At 63.8% G+C, this 20,893-nt stretch carries 15 protein-coding genes; 5 read left to right on the top strand and 10 right to left on the bottom strand.

The genetic code is table 11. The annotated features are described in order from the left end of the window. Nucleotides 1-2: 2 nt before the first annotated feature. The 3 genes from LOC59_RS04255 to LOC59_RS16740 all read right to left on the bottom strand — a co-directional run bounded on the left by LOC59_RS04255 (nt 3) and on the right by LOC59_RS16740 (nt 5,296). The gene (locus LOC59_RS04255) at nt 3-2,006 is read right to left on the bottom strand and encodes a glycosyltransferase (RefSeq protein ID WP_227915415.1); all 2,004 of its coding nucleotides are present in this window, start codon (nt 2,004-2,006) and stop codon (nt 3-5) included. Beyond that, nucleotides 2,003-3,190: a UDP-galactopyranose mutase gene (gene glf / locus LOC59_RS04250; RefSeq protein WP_227894504.1), complete on the bottom strand. Its 1,188-nt coding sequence runs from the start codon at nt 3,188-3,190 to the stop codon at nt 2,003-2,005. Before glf ends, LOC59_RS04255 begins: the two co-directional genes overlap by 4 nt. 114 nt (nt 3,191-3,304) lie before the next feature. Further along, on the bottom strand, nt 3,305-5,296 hold the full coding sequence (locus LOC59_RS16740; RefSeq protein WP_331460403.1) for an acyltransferase family protein: 1,992 nt from the start codon (nt 5,294-5,296) through the stop codon (nt 3,305-3,307). Nucleotides 5,297-5,851: 555 nt separating this feature from the next. On the opposite strand from LOC59_RS16740, the gene LOC59_RS16845 reads away from it, so the two are divergent. Further along, nucleotides 5,852-5,980, top strand: a complete 129-nt coding sequence (locus LOC59_RS16845; RefSeq protein WP_227915418.1) for an FHA domain-containing protein — start codon at nt 5,852-5,854, stop codon at nt 5,978-5,980. A 105-nt stretch (nt 5,981-6,085) separates the two neighbouring features. Here the strand turns inward: LOC59_RS16845 and LOC59_RS04240 are convergent, their stop codons facing one another. Further along, nucleotides 6,086-6,511 carry a hypothetical protein gene (locus tag LOC59_RS04240; RefSeq protein ID WP_227915419.1) on the bottom strand — a complete coding sequence of 142 codons (426 nt, stop codon included), beginning with the start codon at nt 6,509-6,511 and terminating at the stop codon, nt 6,086-6,088. A gap of 254 nt (nt 6,512-6,765) precedes the next feature. Here LOC59_RS04240 and LOC59_RS04235 point away from each other — a divergent pair, with 254 nt between their 5' ends. Further along, on the top strand, nt 6,766-7,014 hold the full coding sequence (locus LOC59_RS04235) for a WhiB family transcriptional regulator (RefSeq protein ID WP_227894501.1): 249 nt from the start codon (nt 6,766-6,768) through the stop codon (nt 7,012-7,014). Nucleotides 7,015-7,157: 143 nt separating this feature from the next. Here the strand turns inward: LOC59_RS04235 and LOC59_RS04230 are convergent, their stop codons facing one another. The 4 genes from LOC59_RS04230 to LOC59_RS04215 form a co-directional block, all read right to left on the bottom strand. Next, the gene (locus LOC59_RS04230; protein WP_227894500.1) at nt 7,158-8,639 is read right to left on the bottom strand and encodes a sensor histidine kinase; all 1,482 of its coding nucleotides are present in this window, start codon (nt 8,637-8,639) and stop codon (nt 7,158-7,160) included. Between the two features lie 15 nt (nt 8,640-8,654). After that, nucleotides 8,655-13,484: an NAD-glutamate dehydrogenase gene (locus tag LOC59_RS04225; RefSeq protein ID WP_227894499.1), complete on the bottom strand. Its 4,830-nt coding sequence runs from the start codon at nt 13,482-13,484 to the stop codon at nt 8,655-8,657. An 87-nt stretch (nt 13,485-13,571) separates the two neighbouring features. After that, complete coding sequence (locus tag LOC59_RS04220; protein WP_227894498.1) at nt 13,572-14,882, bottom strand: AAA family ATPase; 1,311 nt, start codon at nt 14,880-14,882, stop codon at nt 13,572-13,574. Beyond that, complete coding sequence (locus LOC59_RS04215) at nt 14,879-15,526, bottom strand: SAF domain-containing protein (protein WP_227894497.1); 648 nt, start codon at nt 15,524-15,526, stop codon at nt 14,879-14,881. Before LOC59_RS04215 ends, LOC59_RS04220 begins: the two co-directional genes overlap by 4 nt. 183 nt (nt 15,527-15,709) lie before the next feature. Here LOC59_RS04215 and LOC59_RS04210 point away from each other — a divergent pair, with 183 nt between their 5' ends. Continuing rightward, nucleotides 15,710-15,940, top strand: coding sequence for a helix-turn-helix domain-containing protein (locus LOC59_RS04210; protein WP_227894496.1), 231 nt, complete (start codon nt 15,710-15,712; stop codon nt 15,938-15,940). 41 nt (nt 15,941-15,981) lie between these two features. Here LOC59_RS04210 and LOC59_RS04205 read toward each other — a convergent pair whose 3' ends face one another. After that, nucleotides 15,982-16,533, bottom strand: coding sequence for a hypothetical protein (locus LOC59_RS04205; protein ID WP_227894495.1), 552 nt, complete (start codon nt 16,531-16,533; stop codon nt 15,982-15,984). Between the two features lie 177 nt (nt 16,534-16,710). On the opposite strand from LOC59_RS04205, the gene LOC59_RS04200 reads away from it, so the two are divergent. Next, nucleotides 16,711-17,472, top strand: coding sequence for a LysM peptidoglycan-binding domain-containing protein (locus LOC59_RS04200; RefSeq protein ID WP_227894494.1), 762 nt, complete (start codon nt 16,711-16,713; stop codon nt 17,470-17,472). 24 nt (nt 17,473-17,496) lie between these two features. Further along, complete coding sequence (locus LOC59_RS04195) at nt 17,497-18,060, top strand: Rv3235 family protein (protein WP_227894493.1); 564 nt, start codon at nt 17,497-17,499, stop codon at nt 18,058-18,060. Nucleotides 18,061-18,062: 2 nt separating this feature from the next. Here LOC59_RS04195 and secA read toward each other — a convergent pair whose 3' ends face one another. After that, nucleotides 18,063-20,819, bottom strand: a complete 2,757-nt coding sequence (gene secA / locus LOC59_RS04190; protein WP_227894492.1) for a preprotein translocase subunit SecA — start codon at nt 20,817-20,819, stop codon at nt 18,063-18,065. Nucleotides 20,820-20,893 lie beyond the last annotated feature (74 nt).

The following is a 20,893-nucleotide window of genomic DNA, read 5'->3' as shown; positions in this document are numbered from 1 at the left end:
ACCTACCGTCCCTCGTCTTCCGAATGCTTCTCGAATGTCGCTTTCCAGGCTTCGAAGGAGGTGATCTGAGGCAGCGCGCTGCGGTAGCGGTCGCTCAGGGACTGCCAGTTCTTCAGGATCTCCGCGTTCAGGCGCAGGCTTTCAGCCAGCAGTGCACGCATCTGCCGCGGGTCGCGCCGGTACCAGGAGGCACCGGTTCCTTCTGCATTGGAAACCACAGCGCTGTCGTACTGGGACATGCGCCACCACTTGTTGTCCTGGTGGGCAATGTAGGCCTGCGGGTGCTCCATGCTCGTCTCGGGGACCTTCTTGGTCAGCTGCTTCACCACCGTCTTCGCAGCCCAGGGAATCAGGGTCATGTAGGACGGCGCGCTGAAGCCCTGTCCGCGGCGCGGCGGCTTGTGCATCACCGGCGAGGGGAACGCCTCAGGCTCGGACTGGATCTGGGCGTCGGGAAACTCCGAGACCATGGCGCGGATCTCGGGGAGTTTGGACGGAAGCAGGTCGTGCAGCTGCTCGGGGCCCTTCAGGAGGTCGCGCAGGGCCATGGTCCGGCCGACAGCCGTGAAGTACTGCATGGAGATCAGGTGTTTGAGGTCCATGTAGCCGGTTTCCCGGACCACCCGGCCGCCGTGCTCATACGGACTGTGCAGAAGCGCAGCGATCATGCGGTTGCGGGTGTGGAAGTACGCTTGCCAGCCGACGAGGTCGTCCTTGTCGATCCAGGAAACATGCCACACAGCCGAACCCGGCATTGAAACCGTCGGGTAACCCGCGGTCTTCGCCCTCAGTCCGTATTCGGCGTCGTCCCACTTGATGAAGACAGGGAGGGACAGTCCGATGTCGCGGATCACCTGAGTAGGGACCAGGCACATCCACCAGCCGTTGTAGTCAACGTCCACACGGCGGTGCAGCCACGAGGTCTGCCGCAGGTTGGAGCGGACGAAATCGTGTCCCAGAGTCTGCTCGGAATGCGGCTGGTCCGGCTGGAACCTGTAAGGATTCACCGTCTCGCCGAAGGTGTGCAGCACTGTGCGGTTGTAAAGGTCGAACATGTGCCCGCCCACGATGGTGGGCGTCTTGCAGCGGTCTGCAAAGGTCACCAGGCGGGAGATGCTCTCAGGCTCCATCACGACGTCGTCGTCCAGGAGGAGGACGTAGTCACTTCCGCTCTCCACGGCCTCATACATACCGCGGGCAAAGCCGCCGGAACCGCCGAGGTTCGCCTGGTTGATGATGCGGAGCTTGCCGTCCATCAGGGCCTCGACTTCAGCGAAACCTTCTGCCTCGGCTACCTTCTGGGTGCCTTGGTCTACGATCAGCACCTCTTTCAGGCACTTGAGGGCCTCAGGGTGCTCACCCAGGATGCGCAGGTTGTTCAGGCAGAAGTCAGTCTTGTTCAGCGTCGTGATCTCAAGGGTCACACTGCCCTGGCTAACCGGGGCACCCGGAGCCTGCCATTCGGCTTCTTCAAGAATGAGCGGCTCAGAGCCGGCCACCAGGTCGAACCAGTACCAGCCGCCATCGCCAAAGGGCTTCAGGCTCAGCTCGAACGTGCTGGTTGCGGGAGCGCTGACCCGCTGCGTTTCCACGTGCTGGAGGGCGCCGCGGGCGTTGGACTTGTAGACGCTGACTGCGCCGGTTCCGGTGGTCCGGACGCTCAGGCGTACGGTATCCAGATTGGTCCAGCGGCGCCAGTAACTCGCTGGGAAGGCGTTGAAGTACGTGCCAAAGGACACCCTTTCGCCTGCGCGGACCGAGGTGGAGTGACGCGAGAGGAAGTCCTCGGCGTGGGCTTCCTTGCCCGGAGCAGACATCATCGGCCCGGCTTTGCTGGTCTTCGCGTCCCCGTTCATCGTGGAAAGCTGCACGCCGGTCGCGCTGCCGGTATCAAGGTAAAGCGGAACCGTGTCCAGCTGGTCCTGGGAGGGCAGGACTACGCGCTGGAGCGTAGACCACTGCTCCTGAACGGCTTTTCCGTCGTCTTCAACGATGGCGTTGCTCACGCGTCTACCCCTCCACTTTCAAGCTTGGCTCCCCCGGTGAAGTGGGGCTTGATCTTATTGTCGTACATGGAAAGGGCCGAGCCGATGGCCATGTGCATGTCCAGGTACTTGTACGTACCAAGGCGGCCGCCGAAGAGTACGTCCTTTTCGCCCTTCGCGAGGTCGCGGTAGGCGAGGAGCTTGGCGCGGTCCTCTGCGGTGTTGACCGGGTAATACGGCTCGTCTCCCTTTTCAGCGAAACGGGAGAACTCCCGCATGATGACTGTGGCGTCCTTGGTGTAGTCCCGCTCGGGGTGGAAGTGTCGGAACTCATGGATGCGGGTGTAGGGAACATCCTCATCCGGGTAGTTCATGACCGAGGTGCCCTGGAAATCCTCAATTGGCAGGACCTCTTCTTCGAGGTCGATCGTGCGCCAGGACAGGTCACCTTCGGCGTAGTCGAAGTACCGGTCAACGGGTCCGGTGTAGACCACCGGTACCTGGCCCAGGGTGGTGGCCCGGGAGAACTCGTGTCCGTCGTCGAAGAAGTCGGTCTTCAGGTGCACCTGGATGTTCGGGTGGTCGGCCATCCGCTCGATCCATGCGGTGTAGCCGTCAACGGGGAGGCCCTCGTACTTGTCATTGAAGTACCGGTTGTCATAGGTGTAGCGGACGGGAAGCCGGGAAATAATCTCCGCGGGCAGGTTCTTCGGGTCCGTCTGCCACTGCTTGCCGGTGTAGTACTTGATGAACGCCTCGTAGAGGGGCCGGCCAATCAGCTGGATGCCCTTGTCATTCAGGTTCTGGGGATCGGTTCCTGCGAGTTCGCCAGCCTGCTCCTGGATGAGCGCCTTCGCCTCGGCCGGGCCCATGGAAGAACGGAAGAACTGGTTGATCGTGCCCAGGTTGATCGGCATGGGGTACACCTCGCCCTTATGGCTGGTGTAAACCTTATGCACGTAGTTGGTGAACTGGGTGAACTCATTCACATAGCTCCAGACCCGCTCGTTGGAGGTGTGGAAGAGGTGTGCGCCGTAGCGGTGGACCTCAATTCCGGTCTGGGCTTCGTTCTCGCTGTATGCGTTCCCGCCAATGTGGTGCCGGCGGTCCAGGACAGCGACCTTCAGTCCCAGTTCCTTGGCGGCACGTTCGGCAACGGTGAGGCCGAAGAAGCCCGACCCTACGACGACGAGGTCAACGTTCACTTGTCACTCCTGTTAGTTTCCGGGCTGCCCTGCGGCACTCACCCAACGGTCAAGGTTATCGGACAAAACACGCGAAGGCATTTTGCACTCTGGCGGACGGATGTCGGGGCCGGCCTAGCTGTCCACAAGGGCCTCCAGCAGCCGTGGTTCCAATCCGGAAGCCATGGTCCTTGCGAAAGTTGCTGAAAGGTGGTTTTCATCCAGGTAGACACGAACGTTGCCGATCACTGCCGGGCACGATCCGTCAGGGCAAACCAGGTCATCAACGTCGATGAGCCGCAGTTCCGGAACAATGGCACCCATCACGTCCAGTGGAGAGTCCGGTGCCCGAACTGACTCATAGGCCGGATTACATTCCTGGGAATCCGTTCCGAACGTCTCAGGGCACTGCGCCATATCGATGGGATGCCTGGGGTTGTCCCTAAGGCCAATCATTGGGATGCCGTTATCCATGACCGTCCTGGCCATGGCAGCAAAGCCTCCGGGCAGGAGTTCATGAGGATAGTCGGCAATGGAGTAGGTGGCCGTCGTCAGGACTGCGTCCGGCCGCAGATCGAGGATGTACTGCAACGCGTCACGGTTCCGGGCGTTGCATTCCTCAGAGATGCCGTCCGAGTATTCAACAAACTGGCATCCACCCCGGACCAAGCCAATGACGGTCCAGTTCCTGGCTTCCGCGATGGGAGCCAGAGCCGGAAGCCACTGCTGTACGTGACTGTTGCCCACTGCTACCAGGACCTTCTCCGGGTCCGGAGAGGATACATACTCGGTACAGCCAATGCCCTGCAGCTGCTCCGCCTCAGTCGCGAACCTGCCCGTACACGGAGCACCGAGGTCGGCATAGTCAGAGCCAGCCCGGTCGTACAGCGGCGCGAGAGCCGCATCCTGCTCCCCGTGGTAGGCAAACTCGGGATCCAGGACGGCAGCTCCGGGATTGTTCACATCGATGTTGGCTTGGAGCTGTTCGTTCTGGCTCCTCAACATCTGCTGCCAGCCCACGACGGGAGCCGCCACAACGCTCACACAGAGCGCAATGACTAGCGCGGCTCGCCGCTTCTTCTCTGCCCATTGCTTGGACCGAAGTGGGCGTTCCACAAATCTGGTGGTCAGATACGCCAGTGCCAGGGAGACTGCAATAATGGCCGCCCCGCCGGTAAGTCCGACTTCGGTCTGGCCCCGCCAGATCAGGTAAATAATGAGAATCGGCCAGTGCCAGAGGTACAGGGCGTAGGACATGTCCCCCAGCCGAATCAACGGTTTCCAGCTCAGTAGCCGGTCGGCACCGAAGGCACTGCCGGTCTGTCCGGCAAGGATCACAAGGGCTGCAGCCACCAGGGGCCACAGGGCGACATACCCGGGAAACTGGCCCTGAACATCAAGAATGAACCCTCCGGAGAGCATTGCTGCCAGACCAATCCATCCGGCTGCAACACGAACGGGGCGCGGCAGTTTCAGGTAGGGCAGCGCCAACACCAGCAGGGTGCCGAAGGCAAACTCCCATAGACGGGTCCTGGTATCGAAGTATGCGTGGACTTGGTTTGCGTACGTTTCATAGACGGAGAAGGCCAGCGAGACCACAAAAACCGACCCGAACACCAGCAGCACCACCCGTCGGAAGCGCAGTTTCGCCGACCGGGCGATCAGGGCTGCGAGCGCGAAGAGCAGCGGCCAGAGAATGAACACCTGACCCTGGACGGACAGGGACCAGAAATGCTGCAGCGGACTGGCGATGCTCTGGTCTGCTTCGTAGTAGTCAACGGAGTTCGCGGCGAGGGCCCAGTTCTGGAAGTAGAACAGGGAGGACCAGGTCTGGGAAAGGATTTCCGCCCAGCGTGAGCGCGGAACAAAAACCGCTGTGGCTGCCAGCACGCCGATCAGCACTACGACGACGGCCGGAAGGAGCCGCTTAAAAAGGTGCAACCAGTACCGGCCGAGGTCCAGTGCCCTCCCGGATTCCACCTTGCGCATGAAGGATAGGGTCAGCAGGAACGCGGAGACAAGCAGGAACACATCCACGCCCCCGGAAACCCGGCCGAACCAAACGTGAAAAGTCACCACCATCAGGACAGCGAGCGCGCGGAGCCCCTGAACTTCGGGCCGATACACCGGTTTAGCGGGTACGTCCGCGCCCTCGGAGTGCCGCGCGACTAGGATTTCCTGGGACACACAGACCTTTCATGTAGCTTCCATGTTCTCCCCCGGAGGGCAGTCTACCCTTATGGATCTTATTGGCTGCAGACTCGGCTGCGGTGCCGGAAGTGCCTTATCCGCGGATACCCAAGGACGGACCCGGTACCGGCGGGCGGCATTAACATGGGCTTTCCAGGCAATCCGCCGGGAGAGCTTGGCCCTTTGTCACCCATGCAACCGTATCTCTGGCAGCCCGCAGCTCAGCAGAATGGGCGGCACAGCCGGCCCTGTGGTGATCAACCCCACAGACACGCTGCCGGGAATCGGCTAGGCAGCAATCCTGGCGGATTAGTTCGGCTGCCCGTGCGCCTGTGCCGACTGTGGGATCTGGCAGGACCTGTCCGTCGGGTTCCGTCTTCTGGCAGGTAGCTGCCCGAATTCCGGCCGCCTCGTGGAACTTGTCCTCGTTACCTGGCGGCGCCGTCCGGGGCACGCTTCCGCAGAGCTGACTGCGAGGGGATCGGCATCCGCTTGGCGGATCCGGTCATGTCCCGCGTACATGCCCAACTGGACGTCGTTTTCCAGGGGGTGCGTATCAGCGATTGTGGTTCCAGCAACGGCGTCTGGCTGGATGGTGTCGTGCCCGGAGTGGCTGGCTGACTGCATCCCTCTGGTCCACCCGGCCCGCGGACGGGGATTTTTCGGGATACGGCTGGAGCTGGACGGCCCGTCGCGATCAGGACGTGGATACGTTTTTAGGTCTCCCTAGAAGGCCTGCGCATCTCCGCTGGTCCGGGAAGTCCACGCGATCACAGGCTTGGTGAACAGCAGCAGGATCACCGCGGCGGCAGGAACCAGCAGGAGCAGGCCCACCAGCACCACGCCGCCCTGCAGCGTGGGCACGGCGAGGACGATCATGAACAGCTGCCAGACCAGCGCTGCGGCCCGTGTCCACCGCATGCCGCGGAAGAAGAAGTGCCCCACTACCAGGAGCCACACCGCGAGAACTATGACCAGGATGAGGGTGAAGACGGCACCGCCCAGGGACGTGGCCGTAGCGGTCAGCAGGTTGTAGATGTACCAGGCTGCAACGCCCAGCAGGCCCAGGGCCTCGAGGACAAGGATGGCTGAGATCAGGAGCGCCGCAGGCGGACGTCCTGCCTGTTCTGCGGAATCTTGGGGTCTTGACACACTGGCACACTACCGGACATGCTCTAGGAGCAGCGCCGGTTAGGCAGCCTAGAGGGTCGAGGCCACGGGCCTTTGTGACGCATCACTCATCATTTCCGGCAGATTAACAGCTTGTAAACCCTTGTTTGCGTTTCCGTGCCGTGACACCCTAGTAGAGGGGATCGGGGCCGAAAACGGCCCCTTTAGTTTGTGGTTGCTCGTGAATGTTTTCACAAACAAGCGGAGTCAACTTTTTAGAGGAGATAGTGATTAGCATGGATTGGCGGAGCCGCGCAGCATGTCTGGACAAGGATCCGGAGCTGTTCTTCCCTGTGGGAAACACCGGCCCGGCTCTTCTTCAGATTGAAGAAGCCAAGAGCGTATGCCGCCGGTGCCCGGTACTCGATACCTGCCTTCAGTGGGCCATCGAAACCGGACAGGACGCCGGCGTCTGGGGCGGCATGAGCGAAGATGAACGCCGTGCCCTGAAGCGCCGTGCCGCAAGGGCGCGCCGGGCTTCCTAGGAAGAGAGGGACTCACGGGAGTCCTTTTCCACCAAGACTTAGCCAGGCCCCCCGCCTGGAAACGATGGGCCGCTGCCTCGGCAGCGGCCCATCGTTGTGTTCGCGGTCCGGTCTCGCGGCTGGGGCGGATCGGGGCGGGATCCCTAGCGCTTTCGCGCGTTCTCCAGTCCCATCTCGACCCGCACCTCAGTTCCGCCGCCCGGGCGGAGAGACCATTCGATCGTTCCGGCCAGTTCGCTTTGGACCAGGGTGCGGACGATCTGGAGGCCGAGCCCTTCGCGCCGCGGCTCAGGGGGTAGCCCCACGCCGTCGTCGGACACCGTCACGGTCAGCGTTTCTTCGTTTTCTGCGTTCCGGTGCCGCTCCGCATTGAGCCAGACAGTTCCGCCGTCCGGGCCGGAGAGCCCGTGTTCGACGGCGTTGGTCACCAGTTCATTGATCACCAGGGCCAGCGGTGTCGCGAAATCGCTCGGCAGTTCCCCGAAGGTCCCCTGCCGTTCGGTCCTTACAGGCTGCAGCGGCGAGGCCACCTCGGCTGAGAGGCGGAACTGCCGGTCAATGAGTTCGTCGAAGTCCACGTTTTGGGTGAGCCCTTGGGAGAGCGTCTCGTGGACCAGCGCGATGGTCGAAACCCGCCGCATGGCCTGCGCCAGCCCGAGCTTCCCCTCTTCGCTTTCCATCCGGCGTGACTGCATGCGCAGCAGCGCAGCCACAGTCTGCAGGTTGTTCTTGACCCGGTGGTGGATCTCGCGGATCGTCGCATCCTTTGACACGAGTTCCATCTCCCGGCGGCGCAGCTCCGATACGTCGCGGCACAGCACGAGCGCTCCGAACCGTTCCTTTTCGTCCCGCAGCGGGATGGCACGCAGCGACAGGCTCACGCCCCGCGACTCGATTTCCGTACGCCACGGCATCCGGCCAGTCACCACCAGCGGCAGCGTCTCGTCCACCATCCTGCGGTCCTTGAGCAGCGCCGTGGTGATTTCGGCGAGCGGACGCCCTTCAAGCGTCTCCATATCCCCCAACCGGCGGAACGCCGAGACGCCGTTGGGGCTTGCATACTGCACCACTCCCTGGGCGTCCAGCCTGATGAGGCCGTCTCCTACACGGGGAGCTCCGCGGCGGGACCCTGTGGGAGTGGCAAAATCAGGCCACAGTCCAAGGGTCCCCATCCGCAGCAGGTCGTAGGCACACTGGCGGTACGTGAGTTCGAGCCGGGACGGCATTCGGGAGCTGGAGAGGTCCATATGCGACGTGACCACTGCAAGCGTCCGGCCGTTGCGCACAAAGGGTATCGCTTCCACGCGCATCGCCGTGTCGGCTGTCCAATTGGTCTCGCTGGACCGTTCGATGGTCTGGGAATTCCACGCCTTGTCGACCAGCGGCTGGAGGTCCCCGCGCATCCGCTCCCCCACGAAGTCACTGTGGAAGACAGTGTGCGACGTAGAGGGGCGGGCATGGGCGAGCGCCACATAACCGCCGTCGGGCAGCGGGAACCAGAGCGCGAGGTCGGCAAATGCGAGGTCGGCGACCAGTTGCCAGTCCCCTACCAGCAGGTGGAGCCACTCGGCGTCGCCCGGGCCGAAGTCCGCATGGTCCTTGATTGGATCGGTAAAGATAGCCATGTCTAATAGGACCCGTCAGCGCCTGACAATCGAGCGCAGCAGCCGCAGTGCGACCGACAGCGAAGCCATGTCGTCCTGCTCCAGCTGGTTGACCTCTGCGAACATCTTCGTCGCCCGTTCCAGGTTGTCGGCATTCTGCAGCTCCCAGGCTTCGACGCGCGCCACCGGATCGCTGCCGTCCATGTCCTCAGTCGCGGCCAGCGCAGCCACCGTCATGTCGGCCACAGTGGAATACAGGTCATCGCGCAGGGCAGCACGGGCAAGTGCCTGCCAGCGGTCACCGCGGGGCAGCTTGGTGATCCGCTCCAGCAGGTCGTCGATCCCGTAACGGTCGTAGACGGCGTAGTACACGGCGGCGATGTTTTCCGCGGGCTCCTCCACCTGCCGGGTTGCCATTGCGACGTCGAGCAGTCCGTAGCTTTCGAACTGCTCAGCCCAGTACGTTCCAAGTTCCTTGGGCACGTCCCAGGAGGCAGCCTGTTCAAGCGCAGCCTCGACCCTCTCCCTGTCGCCGCCGCGCATGAAGCGCATCAGGCCCTGGCGAAGCGGTTCGACGATCGGCTGGAACGCCGCAATGTCCTCGTCAATGGAGGTTCCCCGTCCCACGTGGTTCACGAACCAGCGGACCGCGCGGTCCAGCAGACGGCGCATGTCCAGGTGGATCCGGGTCCAGGTCTCTGTGGGGAAGCTGGCCGGAAGCTCGCCCAGCGCCGCCACGACGTCGTCGATCGCGTAGATCTCCCTCAGCGCGCTGAAGGCGCGGGCGACCGTGGCTTCAGTCGCCGAGGTTTCCTCCATGACCCGGAAGGCGAACGTGATGCCGCCAATGTTGATCATGTCGTTGGCAACCATGGTGGAGATAATCTCGCGGCGCAGCGGATGCGTGTCCAGCTGGTCGTCAAAACGTTCCACCAGCTGCTTGGGGAAGTACCGGCGCAGCGTTCCGCGGAAGTAGGGATCATCTGCCAGATCAGAAGCCGTCAAGGCCCGGGTGAGTTCGATCTTGGCGTAGGCGGCCAGTACGGACAGTTCCGGGGCAGTCAGGCCCCGGCCTTCGGCCACCCGTGCACGGAGCTCCTCGTTCGTCGGCAGGGCTTCCAGGGCCCGGTCAAGCCCGGCGTGCTCCTCAAGCCAGTCCATCAGCCGTTCGAAACTCGGGCTCCACTCGATAACCCGCTGCCGGTCGTTCAGCAGCAGCATGTTCTGGTCGATGTTGTCCTGCAGCACCAGCCGGCCAACCTCGTCGGTCATCGAGTGCAGGAAGGCCGAGCGTTCCGCTGGATCCAGGCGTCCGGCGGCGACCATCCGGTCAACGAAAATCTTGATGTTGACCTCGTGGTCGGAGCAGTCAACGCCGGCGGAGTTGTCAATCGCATCCGTGTTCAGGATGACGCCGGAAAGAGCGGCCTCAATGCGTCCGCGCTGGGTCATGCCGAGGTTTCCGCCTTCGCCGATGACCTTGGCGCGCACGTCCCTGCCATCAATGCGGATCGCGTCGTTGGCCTTGTCCCCCACCTCGGCGTTGGACTCGGCCGACGCCTTGATGTAGGTGCCGATGCCGCCGTTGTAGAGCAGGTCCACGGGCGCTTTCAGGATGGCGCGCAGCAGCTCCGGCGGGCTCATCCGGGTGACGCCGGCGTCCAGGCCGAGCGCCTGGCGGACCTCTGCGCTGATCGGGATGCTCTTGGACTGGCGCGGGTAGATCCCGCCGCCGGAACTGATGAGCGATTCGTCGTAATCCGCCCAGGAAGAGCGCGGCAGTTCAAAGAGCCGGCGCCGTTCCGCATAGGAGCGGGCTGCATCCGGGTTAGGGTCCAGGAAGACATGGCGGTGGTCGAACGCGGCGACCAGGCGGATGTGCTCGGAGAGCAGCATGCCGTTGCCGAAAACGTCCCCGCTCATGTCACCCACGCCCACGGCCGTGAAGTCTTCGGTCTGGGTGTCCACGCCGAGCTCGGTAAAGTGCCGCTTCACCGATTCCCAGGCTCCGCGGGCCGTGATGCCCATGGCCTTGTGGTCATAGCCGACCGAGCCTCCGGACGCGAACGCGTCCCCCAGCCAGAAGCCGTATTCGGCCGAGAGTTCATTCGCAATGTCAGAGAAGGACGCCGTGCCCTTGTCGGCCGCGACCACGAGGTAGCTGTCCTCCCCGTCATGGCGCACGACGCGCGCGGGCGGGACAACCTCTTCGCCTTCCTGGGTCACCACCAGGTTGTCGGTGATGTCCAAGAGCCCGCGGATGAAGGTGCGGTAGCTCTCCTTGCCTTCTTCCATCCAGGCTGCCCGGTCCTGTGCCGGATCCGGCAGCTGCTTCGCGTAGAAGCCGCCCTTCGCTCCGGTGGGCACAATGACGGCGTTCTTGACCGTCTGTGCCTTGACCAGGCCCAGGATTTCGGTGCGGAAATCCTCACGCCTGTCGGACCAGCGCAAGCCGCCGCGGGCAACCTCTCCGAAGCGCAGGTGCACGCCCTCGACGCGGGGGGAATACACCCAAATCTCGTATTTGGGCCGCGGGAACGGCGCACCTTCGATCGCCGCAGTGTTGAGCTTGAAGCTCACATGCGGTTTGTCCTGGTAGAAGTTCGTCCGCAGGGTAGCTTCGATCAGGTTGGCAAATGTCCGCAGGACGCGGTCCGCGTCCAGTGTCGGTACCTGCTCAAGTCCGGACTCGAGCTCCGCCCTGGCCGCTTCGACGCCGGCTTCCCGGGCGGCGTCGTCTGCCGCGGGGTCAAAGCGGGCTCGGAAAAGCTGTCCCAGCGCTGCGGTGACCCGCGGGTTGGCCATGAGGGTATCGGCAATGAATCCATAGGAATTCGTGTTGCCCATCTGCCGCATGTACTTGGCATAACTGCGGAAGATCACGACCTCACGCCAGCCCAGTCCCTGTCCCAAAACCAGCCGGTCAAACGCATCTGACTCACTGGCGCCTGAAATGCCTGCCCGGAACGCTTCCGCGAGGAGGGACCCGGTCTTCAGCGGGTCCACGCCGGCCCGGTAACGGAGGCCAAAATCGTAGAGGTAAAGTTCGACGCCGTCCTGCCGCCGGATCTCGAACGGCCGTTCGTCCTGGACTTCCAGCCCCAGGTTGTGCAGGAACGGGAGGATCTGGGTCAGCGAGCGCGGCTCAAGCAGGTACAGCTTGAGCCGGGCGTCTGTCCCCTCGCCCATCTCTTCCGGGATGTAGACGAACAGCTCCGGGGCGTTGTCCGGCTGCTGCAGTCGCTGTTCGAAACGGGCAATGTCTTCGAGGGCGTCCTCGACCTCGTACCCCACCCGGTAATCCATGGGGAAGGCGTCAGCCCAAAGATCGGACAGGGTTTCGGCCTGTTCCCGGTCGAACTTGCTCCTCAGCGCTTCGTTGATTCCCTCGGACCAGGAACGCGTGGCGTTGACCAGGCGGCGTTCCAGGGCGGCGGCGTCGATATCTGCGAGTTCAGCACCCTTCGGCAGCCGGATCCGGAAAAACAGCCTGGCCAGGGCCGACTCAGTGAGCCGTGCTTCGTAGTCGATCGATTCAGCGTTGAAGGTGGAACGGAGCTCGTCCTGGATGCGCAGCCGGACCGACGTCGTGTAACGGTCGCGGGGCAGGAACACCATGGCGGACATAAAGCGTCCGTAGACATCCGGCCGCAGGAAAAGCCTGGTCCTTCTGCGTTCCTGAAGCCGGAGGATGCCGTGTGCCGTCTCCAGCAGCCCGTCGACGTCGATCTGGAAAAGCTCGTCGCGCGGAAAGGTTTCCATGATGGCCAGCATGTCCTTGCCGGAATGCGAATCCGCCGGGAAGCCGGAGCGCTGCATGACCTCCTTGACCTTTTCCCGCAGGATCGGGATGTTGCGCACCGATCCTGTGTAGGCGCCGGTGGCGAAAAGACCGATGAACCTGCGTTCGCCGTTGACGTTGCCGTCAGCATCGAAGCGCTTCACCCCGATGTAGTCGAAGTAGGCCGCGCGGTGGACCGTGGACCGGGAGTTCGCTTTGGTGATCACCAGGGCGCGCTTCTCGCGTGCCTTGGCTCTTCCGGCGGCGGTCAGGTGCTGGACCTTCCGGGCTTCGGAATGACGCCGCAGCAGTCCCAGGCCGCTGCCGGATGCCGCCCGAAGGACGTCCTCGCCGTTCTCGTTCAGGAGGTCATACTCGCGGTACCCAAGGAAAGTGAAGTTGCCGTTGTCCAGCCAGGCCAGCAGTTCGCGGGCCTGGTGCAGGTCCGGGACGCCGTGGGCCACGGATCCTAGTTCGCCGGCGACCTCGTGGACCTTGGCCCTCATGGCCGGCCAGTCCTGGACTGCCAGCCGGACGTCGGACAGCACCCGTTCGAGGCCTTGGACCATCTCTGCCCGGCGGCCTGGGTCAGTGAGGCGGGGCACCTCCACGGCGATCCACGATTCGATCCTCGTGGTCTCATCAGGTGCGCCGAGCAGGCCGGAAATGTTCGGCAGGGCAGCAGTATCACCGCTCGATACCCCGGCTGCGCTTGGTACCCGCCGCAGACGCTGCAGTGTGTCGCTCTCACGGTTCCTGGTGGCGAGGAAGGTGGGGTGGACCATGAGCCGGATGCCGCTGTTCTGCCGGACGATCTCTGCGGTGACAGAGTCCACGAGGAACGGCATGTCATCGGTGACGATCAGGATGACGCTTGAGTCCGCCTGATCGAAAATGTCCACTGCAGCCGTCCCGTCGGCCCGGGTCCAGGCCAGCCGGCGGTGCTGCTCAGCGCGCTCCTGCAGGACCTCCCGCGGATAAAGCTCGGCGTCTTCAGCCGCCAGATGCTCGTAGTAATTCCCGATGAAATCCTCAAGGGAAGTATCCGAACTGGACAGATCCGTACTGTTGGATCCAGACGACATGTAATACGCCTCCGAAATTCGCCGCTCGTGGGGACGCTCCGTTGCGCCCCATTTTGTTACGAGCCTATCCCGTAGCGAATGAAAAGGTCACTTTGCTCCGGCCCTGCGGTGTCGGCGCCCTCTGCGGCGCGTACCGGCCGGAACATTTGCCAGTGCCGCGATGGCAGTCCGAAGCGGCGAGGACGGCGCCGCTTCCAGCAGGACCGTTCCGGCCAGGAGGGCTGCGTCCGCAGCTTCCCAGTCGGCAGGAAGGAAAGCGTCGATCGTCCCGGACCCAAACCGTTCCCAGGCCTCACTCAACTGGCGTTCGGGCGCACGGCCCGCCGCGGAACGCCGGACCTTGTTGAGCACGATCAGCGGAGACACCGCCGGCACGGCTGCCAGAAGCTCGGTCAGGGCGCGGACCAGCCTGGGGACACCTACGGGATCGGCCGCTCCGACGGCATAGACAGTGTCAGCGGATTCGAGCGCGATCAGCGTTGCTGCGTTGCGGCGCGGCGCCATCGTGTCGAAGCTGAGTTCCTCATCGGATTCGACGCTGAAACCGCAGTCGACCACCGTGATGTCGGCTATGCTCCGGGATTGCTCCAGGACCCTTTGGAGTGCTGTCCCCCGGATTTCAATCCATCGGTCTGACCTGGTGATTCCGGTCAGCACGCTCATCCGCTGACCCAGCAGGTCCAGGCTGATGGCACTGCCGGCCAGCGAGCCTTCATCCAGCAAGCCCTGGTCGGCCAGCCGGCAGGCCTGGGCGATGCCGGCTGATTCTTCCGTGAGGCCCAGCGCCGCGGCGATGCTGGGGGCATAGGTGTCTGCATCGATGAGGATCACTGTGCTTCCCGCCGCAGCAGCCTCGGCGGCCAGATTCAGCGCCAGCGTAGTCCTGCCTGGCGCTCCAGCCGGACCCCAGACCGCGACCACGCTCCCCCTCCGGTCCCGGGGGCCCTCCCCTCCCCCGGCGCACGGACTTTCCGCCAGGGTCCACTGCCGGAAAGGCTGCCCCGGATCAGCCAGTGAAGAAGTGCTTGCCGGCAGGCCCGCCCGTGATTCCAGGTCCGACACCGCTAAGGCAACCAGGTCCGCGAATGACTCTGAGTCGAGCGTCCTGGACGCATGCCGGATCCCCAGGGCATCCAGCCGTTCCCGGGTTTCGACGTCGTCCGCGAGGACGATCAGTGCGACTCCCGCGGCGGACAGGCGTTCGGCAAGGCTGGCCGTCAGTTCTACTGCGTCGTCGTCCACAATTGCTGCCCTGGCCATGCCGCTTTGGCACGCGGCAATGAGTTCGGCCAGTTCACTGCACCGCCTGATGACCGTGACCGGGCCCTGCAGGCGTTCCAGCCCCTGGACCAGCTCCGCCGTTCCGCTGCCGGAGGTCACCACCGGAATCGAGCTCATCGGAGTGACGGATTCGGGACGACAGCGATTTTGGCCTGGTTCGACAGGGCCCCGAGAAGCGCAGGAAGGTCCGCGTCTTCCACCAGCACGAGCAGCCGCGTGGCATCCGGGCCGGCAATGACGGATTCCGCCACAGCGATCTCGGAGATCTCCGCTGCTTCCAGAAGCTTGCGCGGTTCACTGAAACCGTTCCGGCCATCGGGCAGGGACGCCCAGACATCCACCCTGTCTCCCGACCGGATTCCGCTGGGCAGCGGTGTCTCGACGTCGAGCCCCAGCGGCTTGCGGTCAAGCTGGTCTGACGTGGCCAGATCCGCCCTCACCAGCAGCTCGCCGCTGCGGATGAGCGCGCCGGCAACTGCGCCGTCGGGGATCTTCTCGCCGGCAGGCATATAGGCACCCTCAAGTGTGCCCAGACGCACCGGCACTACGTCGAAGTCGTCCGTTTCCAGTGCAGTGCCAACGGGAAGGTCCCTGGCCGCCACGAGAACGTTGGTGGACTTCTCCGCACCCGCCACCAGCGCAGTTACTCCCGCCACCGAGGCGAGCACCAGCAGTATCCCCACCAGCAGCCGGGGGTCCTTCCATGATGGCTTCTTGAGGCGCTGGGCAGGCGCCTGCGGCACCGCGGTCTTGAGACTCATCTTTCCCCCTGAACGTTTCCCCCGGACTCCCTGCGGAGTGTTGCAGGACATTGTGACGCGGAATGTGCAGGATGGAAACGGGTGGGGGCCCTAATTTGTGGATAACTTCCGCAGGGCGGCCGTTGTGCTGGCAGACTTGTCCAGAGCCGCACAGACCGGGAACGGAAATTGAGGAAAGGCACCATGGTGGAGAAGAGGTTCCTCACGCTCGCCGACGTCGGCGAGGTCCTGAACATTTCCTCGTCCCAGACGTATGCGCTGGTGCGTTCCGGAGAACTTCCGGCCATCCAGGTCGGTGGCCGCGGCCAGTGGCGGGTCGAATCGGCAAAACTCGAGGAGTATATTGCCGGCGCCTACCGGAAGGCGGCCGAGGCACGGGCTGCCCTGCCGCAGGACGAAGCTGCGGACGCCTAGCGGCGCCGTACCTGAACCGGCCTGAGCGTTCTGTGGAACGGTCAGCGGGTGGAACTGATGACAGCAATAGCCCGGAAGGGGACCACCGCTGCCGAGGCCACGTTCTCCCGCCGGCGCGGGGACCCGGGCTCCAACACGGCGAATTCCAGGAAGTCCAGCCCTACCCTGTCGATGCTGCCGTGCAGGCTGGCTGCGGGAGCTCCGCGGAGCTGCAGCCGCACCGGGTAGCGGTCCCGCGCCACTCCCCTCAAAGCTGATGAAAGCTTCAGCTGGACGTGTCCTTCCTCCGGAGCCGCGAAACGGCCCATTCCCTCGACCAGCCGCACTGCCTCCAGCGGAACCAGGTGCGATGTTGAAGAGGACTGCAGCAGGAACCAGCCTGCGCCTGCCTGTCTGAGTTCACCCCGGAGAGGCTCGCCGGCCCCGTCAACGTGAACCTTGAGCGACCCTCCGCGCTGGCCCCGCAGCCGGGCGGAGAAGCCGATTGACGCCGACTCCCCGCGATGGCGCTCCGCGATCTCAGCTTCCAGCCCGGCCTGTCCGGCTGCTGCCAGCTGTGCCTCCAGGTCAGCAAACAGCGACTCCCACCTCATCTGGAAAGGCTAACCGCCAACTTTCTCCTTGGCCACTCTGGACAGCTCTGCCATCTGTGTGTAGTAAAGGACATCAACCGTGACCTAGCTGTATTAAACCGCGTCAAACGGCATCAAACTTCATCATCTGTCCGATTCGCGGCCCGACCATCCGCAACCACCTTGAAAGGCCAGAACATGCGCCGGCTTCTGGAAGACCTGATACAAGCAGCTGCAGCCGCCGCAGCAGGCCTGCTGCTGGTCTGGTCCGGTACCAGGCTTTCGGAGCACACGGCCACCTTCGACATCCTCAGCGCCGGCTCGCTGACAGACCTTCAGTCGTTTGCTGCCCTGGCTGCCAGCGCTGCCGGTCTCCTCGTGTTGGCATGGTGGACCGTCGGGATGACGGCCGGCTTCATCTCAGCGCTGCTGCTGCGGTTTGGCAAACAACGCGCTGCCCGCACGGTTGGACGGTTCAGCCCGGAGTTCCTCCGCCGGTTGGCTGCAGCGGCTCTTGGCCTGCAGGTAGCCAGTGTCCCGATGGCGGCACTGGCGGTCCCTCCGCCCGGTCCTGCAGAGAGTGCTGCCGGGAGCCCTGCCGCCGCCGTCGCATGGGGCGGGAATTTGACGATCGATCCCCTGTGGCAGCCTCTGCAGTCATCCGGCGGCCTCGACCCGTTTGACCCGCATTGGAAACCTGCGTCGGAGCCCGTATCAGGGCCGCTGCAGAGTCCGCCTTCTGCCCGTTGGCAGGCTCCGGCGCACCAGGACGTAACTGTCACGGCGGGAGACACCCTGTGGGCGCTGGCCGCCGCGCAGCTTGGCCCCCTTGCCACAGACGCCGGGATCGCTTCGCACTGGCCGGCGTGGTTCGAGCTGAACCGTGCCGTCATCGGTGCAGACCCCCATGTTCTCCAGCCAGGACAGGTCCTGGCCGTTCCGCCGCTCCCGGCGGACTAAACCCGATCGAAAAGGAGCACGCTGATGGCGATCCTCATTGTTCTTCCAGCTCCAGGCGAGGCAAATGCAGAGGGCCGCGAATTGCTGGCGCGGGCCAGCGGCGAACCCCTGCCCATGCCCCGTCCACCGGTTTTCTCCACCGTCCCCGGAAACGCTCCCCCTGTGGTGCCGCAGCAGCGTCCGGTCCCGGTCCGTGCACTGCCTCCCGATCCGCTGCCGCCCGGTGCGAACTGGTCCAGTCCGCCGCAGGATGACGCTCGCATGGAAGCGATCGCGCGGTCTGTCACTGTAGGTGCCCTGGAAGTGCTGGCAGGGGTGCGTCCGCTGCAGCAGATGTCACGGTGGCTGGACCTGGACGAATTCGAGCGGCTGCAGATGCGGACCAACCTGGAGCGGGGACGCGCCGCAGCCAGCGGGGCCAGGGCACGCCGCAACGTGCGGATCCTGCGTGTCAGGGTCTGTCCCGTCGCGGAAGGTATCTACGAAGTAGCCGTTGTCGCAGCCGAAACGTCCACAGTCCGCGCAGCGGCTCTCCGGTTGGAGCTGCGGCGCGGACTGTGGAAGGTCACGGCTTTGGAGATCGGCTGAAGCTACTTGCGCCGCTTCTTCTTGGAGGAAGCTCGCACGTCCCGGCGTGAGGCAGGCTCGGCAGGTGAACCCGACCCTGACTGCTTGGCAGGAGTGGTGCGCTCAACCCTGGTCTCGACCTGGCCCTGGCTGTTGGGGGCGGAGAACTGCAGGCTGGCGGGCCGTTCGGGGGCTTCGAGGCCGGCCGCCTTGATGATGGGAGTGCCCAGGGCTCCGCGGGCGTCCTTGATGCCGGCGAGGGCTTCCGGAACAGCCGGCTCGGAGACCTGGACCTCCACGTTGAACAGGTACCGGATGCTCTCCTCGCGGATAGCCTCCATCATGGTCTGGAACATGACGAAGCCTTCACGCTGGTACTCAACCAGGGGATCGCGCTGGGCCATTGCCCTCAGGCCGATGCCTTCCTTGAGGTAGTCCATCTCGTAGAGGTGTTCCTGCCACTTCCGGCCGATCACCGAGAGCACAACCCGGCGCTCGAGCTCGCGCATCGCAGCAGAGCCAATGGCATCCTCACGGGCCTGGTAGGCCAGCCGGGCATCGGACAGGATCTCATTCAGCAGGAAGTCCCGGGTGAGCTGGGCCCTTCCCCCGGCTTCGTCGATGACTTCGTCGACCGTCAGGCCCACCGGGTAGACGATCTTGAGGTTCTTCCAGAGGGTTTCCAGATCCCAGTCGTCCCCGTGGCCCTCCGCCGTCGCGTCGTTGACGATCGCGCCGATGACGTCTTCCAGGAAGAAGCCGACCTTCTCATGCAGGTCATCTCCTTCCAGGATGCGGCGGCGGTCGCCGTAGATGGCCTCGCGCTGGCGGTTCAGGACGTCGTCGTACTTCAGGACGTTTTTGCGCTGTTCCGCATTCCGGCCCTCAACCTGGCCCTGCGCGTTCTGGATTGCCTTCGACACGAGCTTCGATTCGAGCGCGACGTCGTCCGGCATCGAAGAGCTGTTCATGATGCGTTCAGCGGCACCTGAGTTGAACAGGCGCATGAGGTCATCAGTCAGGGAGAGGTAGAAACGGGATTCGCCCGGGTCGCCCTGACGGCCGGAACGTCCGCGCAGCTGGTTGTCGATGCGCCGGGATTCGTGGCGTTCGGTGCCCAGGACGTACAGCCCGCCGAGGGCACGCACTTCATCGTGTTCCGCGGCGACGGCAGACTGTGCCTTCTCGAGGGCGGCAGGCCAGGCCGCTTCGTAGGCCTCCGGGTTCTCGGCCGGATCCAGTCCGCGGCTGTTCAGCTCAGCTACGGCGTTGAATTCCGCATTGCCGCCGAGCATGATGTCGGTTCCGCGGCCTGCCATGTTGGTGGCTACGGTGACAGCTCCCTTGCGGCCCGCCTGGGCCACGATGGCAGCTTCACGGGCGTGGTTCTTTGCGTTCAGGACCTCGTGCCGGATGCCTGCCTTGGCCAGCTGCTTCGAGAGGTATTCGCTCTTTTCCACGCTGGTGGTGCCCACCAGCACGGGCTGCCCGGAGGCATGGCGTTCAGCAATGTCCTTGACGACGGCGTCGAACTTGGCGACTTCATTCTTGTAAATGAGGTCGGGCTGGTCCAGCCGTGCCATTGGCTTGTTGGTCGGGATGGGCACGACGCCGAGCTTGTACGTGCTCATGAACTCGGCCGCTTCGGTTTCGGCAGTGCCGGTCATGCCCGAGAGCTTTTCGTACAGGCGGAAGTAGTTCTGCAGGGTGACCGTGGCGAGGGTCTGGTTCTCGGCCTTGATCTGCACACCCTCTTTGGCCTCGATGGCCTGGTGCATGCCTTCGTTGTAGCGGCGTCCGGCGAGGATGCGTCCGGTGTGCTCGTCAACGATGAGGATCTCGCCGTTGAGGATGACGTAGTCCTTGTCCCGCTTGAAGAGCTCCTTGGCCTTGATGGCGTTGTTCAGGAACCCGATCAGCGGGGTGTTCGCAGCCTCATAGAGGTTGCTGATGCCCAGGTAGTCCTCGACCTTCTCGATCCCGGATTCCAGGACGCCGACCGTGCGCTTCTTTTCGTCGACTTCATAGTCCTGGTCCAGGCTCAGCCGCTGGACTACCTTGGCAAACTCGGTATACCAGCGGTTCACGTCGCCGCTCGCGGCACCGGAGATGATCAGCGGGGTGCGGGCCTCGTCAATAAGGATGGAGTCGACTTCGTCAACGATGGCGTAGTGGTGGCCGCGCTGGACAAGTTCCGAAGCGCTCCAGGCCATGTTGTCGCGCAGGTAGTCGAACCCGAACTCGTTGTTGGTGCCGTACGTGATGTCTGCGGCGTACTGCTCACGGCGGGTGGCCGGGTCCTGGTTCGAGACGATGCAGCCTGTGCTCATGCCCAGGAAGCGGAAAACGCGGCCCATAAGCTCGGACTGGTACTGGGCCAGGTAGTCGTTCACGGTGACGATGTGGACGCCGCGGCCGGTCAGTGCGTTCAGGAAAGCGGGTGCGGTGGCGACGAGGGTCTTGCCTTCACCGGTCTTCATTTCTGCGATGTTTCCAAGGTGAAGGGCAGCGCCGCCCATCAGCTGCACGTCAAAGTGACGCATCCCCAGGGTCCGGCCTGCCGCCTCACGGACCAGCGCAAAGGCCTCTGGGAGCAAATCATCCAGCGATTCACCGTCCGCGTGGCGCTCCTTGAGGCTGTCCGTTTCGGCCCGCAGCTCAGCGTCAGACATGGCTTTGTACTCGTCCTCGAGCACGTTGATCGCGTCGGCGTAGTTACGCAGTGTTTTCAGCGTCTTCTTGTCGCCGGTGCGAAGAACTCGTTCGAGAAGTGATGCCACTGATTTGCTCCCAATCTAGTGTTGCCGTTTTCTGGCGTCCCCAGTCTACGTGAGAGACGTCCCGCAGGACGTCT

Source organism: Arthrobacter sp. zg-Y916 (assembly GCF_020907385.1).
Taxonomy (GTDB): Bacteria; Actinomycetota; Actinomycetes; order Actinomycetales; family Micrococcaceae; genus Arthrobacter_B; species Arthrobacter_B caoxuetaonis.
Note: the sequence above shows the minus strand (reverse complement) of the source record. Positions and strands in the feature narration are given on the sequence as shown.

Excerpts from the sequence above, each read along its gene's own strand:
- LOC59_RS04195 (WP_227894493.1), top strand. The coding sequence starts at position 17,497 with ATGGCGATCCTCATTGTTCTTCCAGCTCCAGGCGAGGCAAATGCAGAG.
- LOC59_RS04215 (WP_227894497.1), bottom strand. The coding sequence starts at position 15,526 with ATGAGTCTCAAGACCGCGGTGCCGCAGGCGCCTGCCCAGCGCCTCAAG.
- LOC59_RS04220 (WP_227894498.1), bottom strand. The coding sequence starts at position 14,882 with ATGAGCTCGATTCCGGTGGTGACCTCCGGCAGCGGAACGGCGGAGCTG.
- LOC59_RS04225 (WP_227894499.1), bottom strand. The coding sequence starts at position 13,484 with ATGTCGTCTGGATCCAACAGTACGGATCTGTCCAGTTCGGATACTTCC.
- LOC59_RS04235 (WP_227894501.1), top strand. The coding sequence starts at position 6,766 with ATGGATTGGCGGAGCCGCGCAGCATGTCTGGACAAGGATCCGGAGCTG.
- LOC59_RS04200 (WP_227894494.1), top strand. The coding sequence starts at position 16,711 with ATGCGCCGGCTTCTGGAAGACCTGATACAAGCAGCTGCAGCCGCCGCA.
- LOC59_RS04210 (WP_227894496.1), top strand. The coding sequence starts at position 15,710 with ATGGTGGAGAAGAGGTTCCTCACGCTCGCCGACGTCGGCGAGGTCCTG.
- LOC59_RS04230 (WP_227894500.1), bottom strand. The coding sequence starts at position 8,639 with ATGGCTATCTTTACCGATCCAATCAAGGACCATGCGGACTTCGGCCCG.
- LOC59_RS04205 (WP_227894495.1), bottom strand. The coding sequence starts at position 16,533 with ATGAGGTGGGAGTCGCTGTTTGCTGACCTGGAGGCACAGCTGGCAGCA.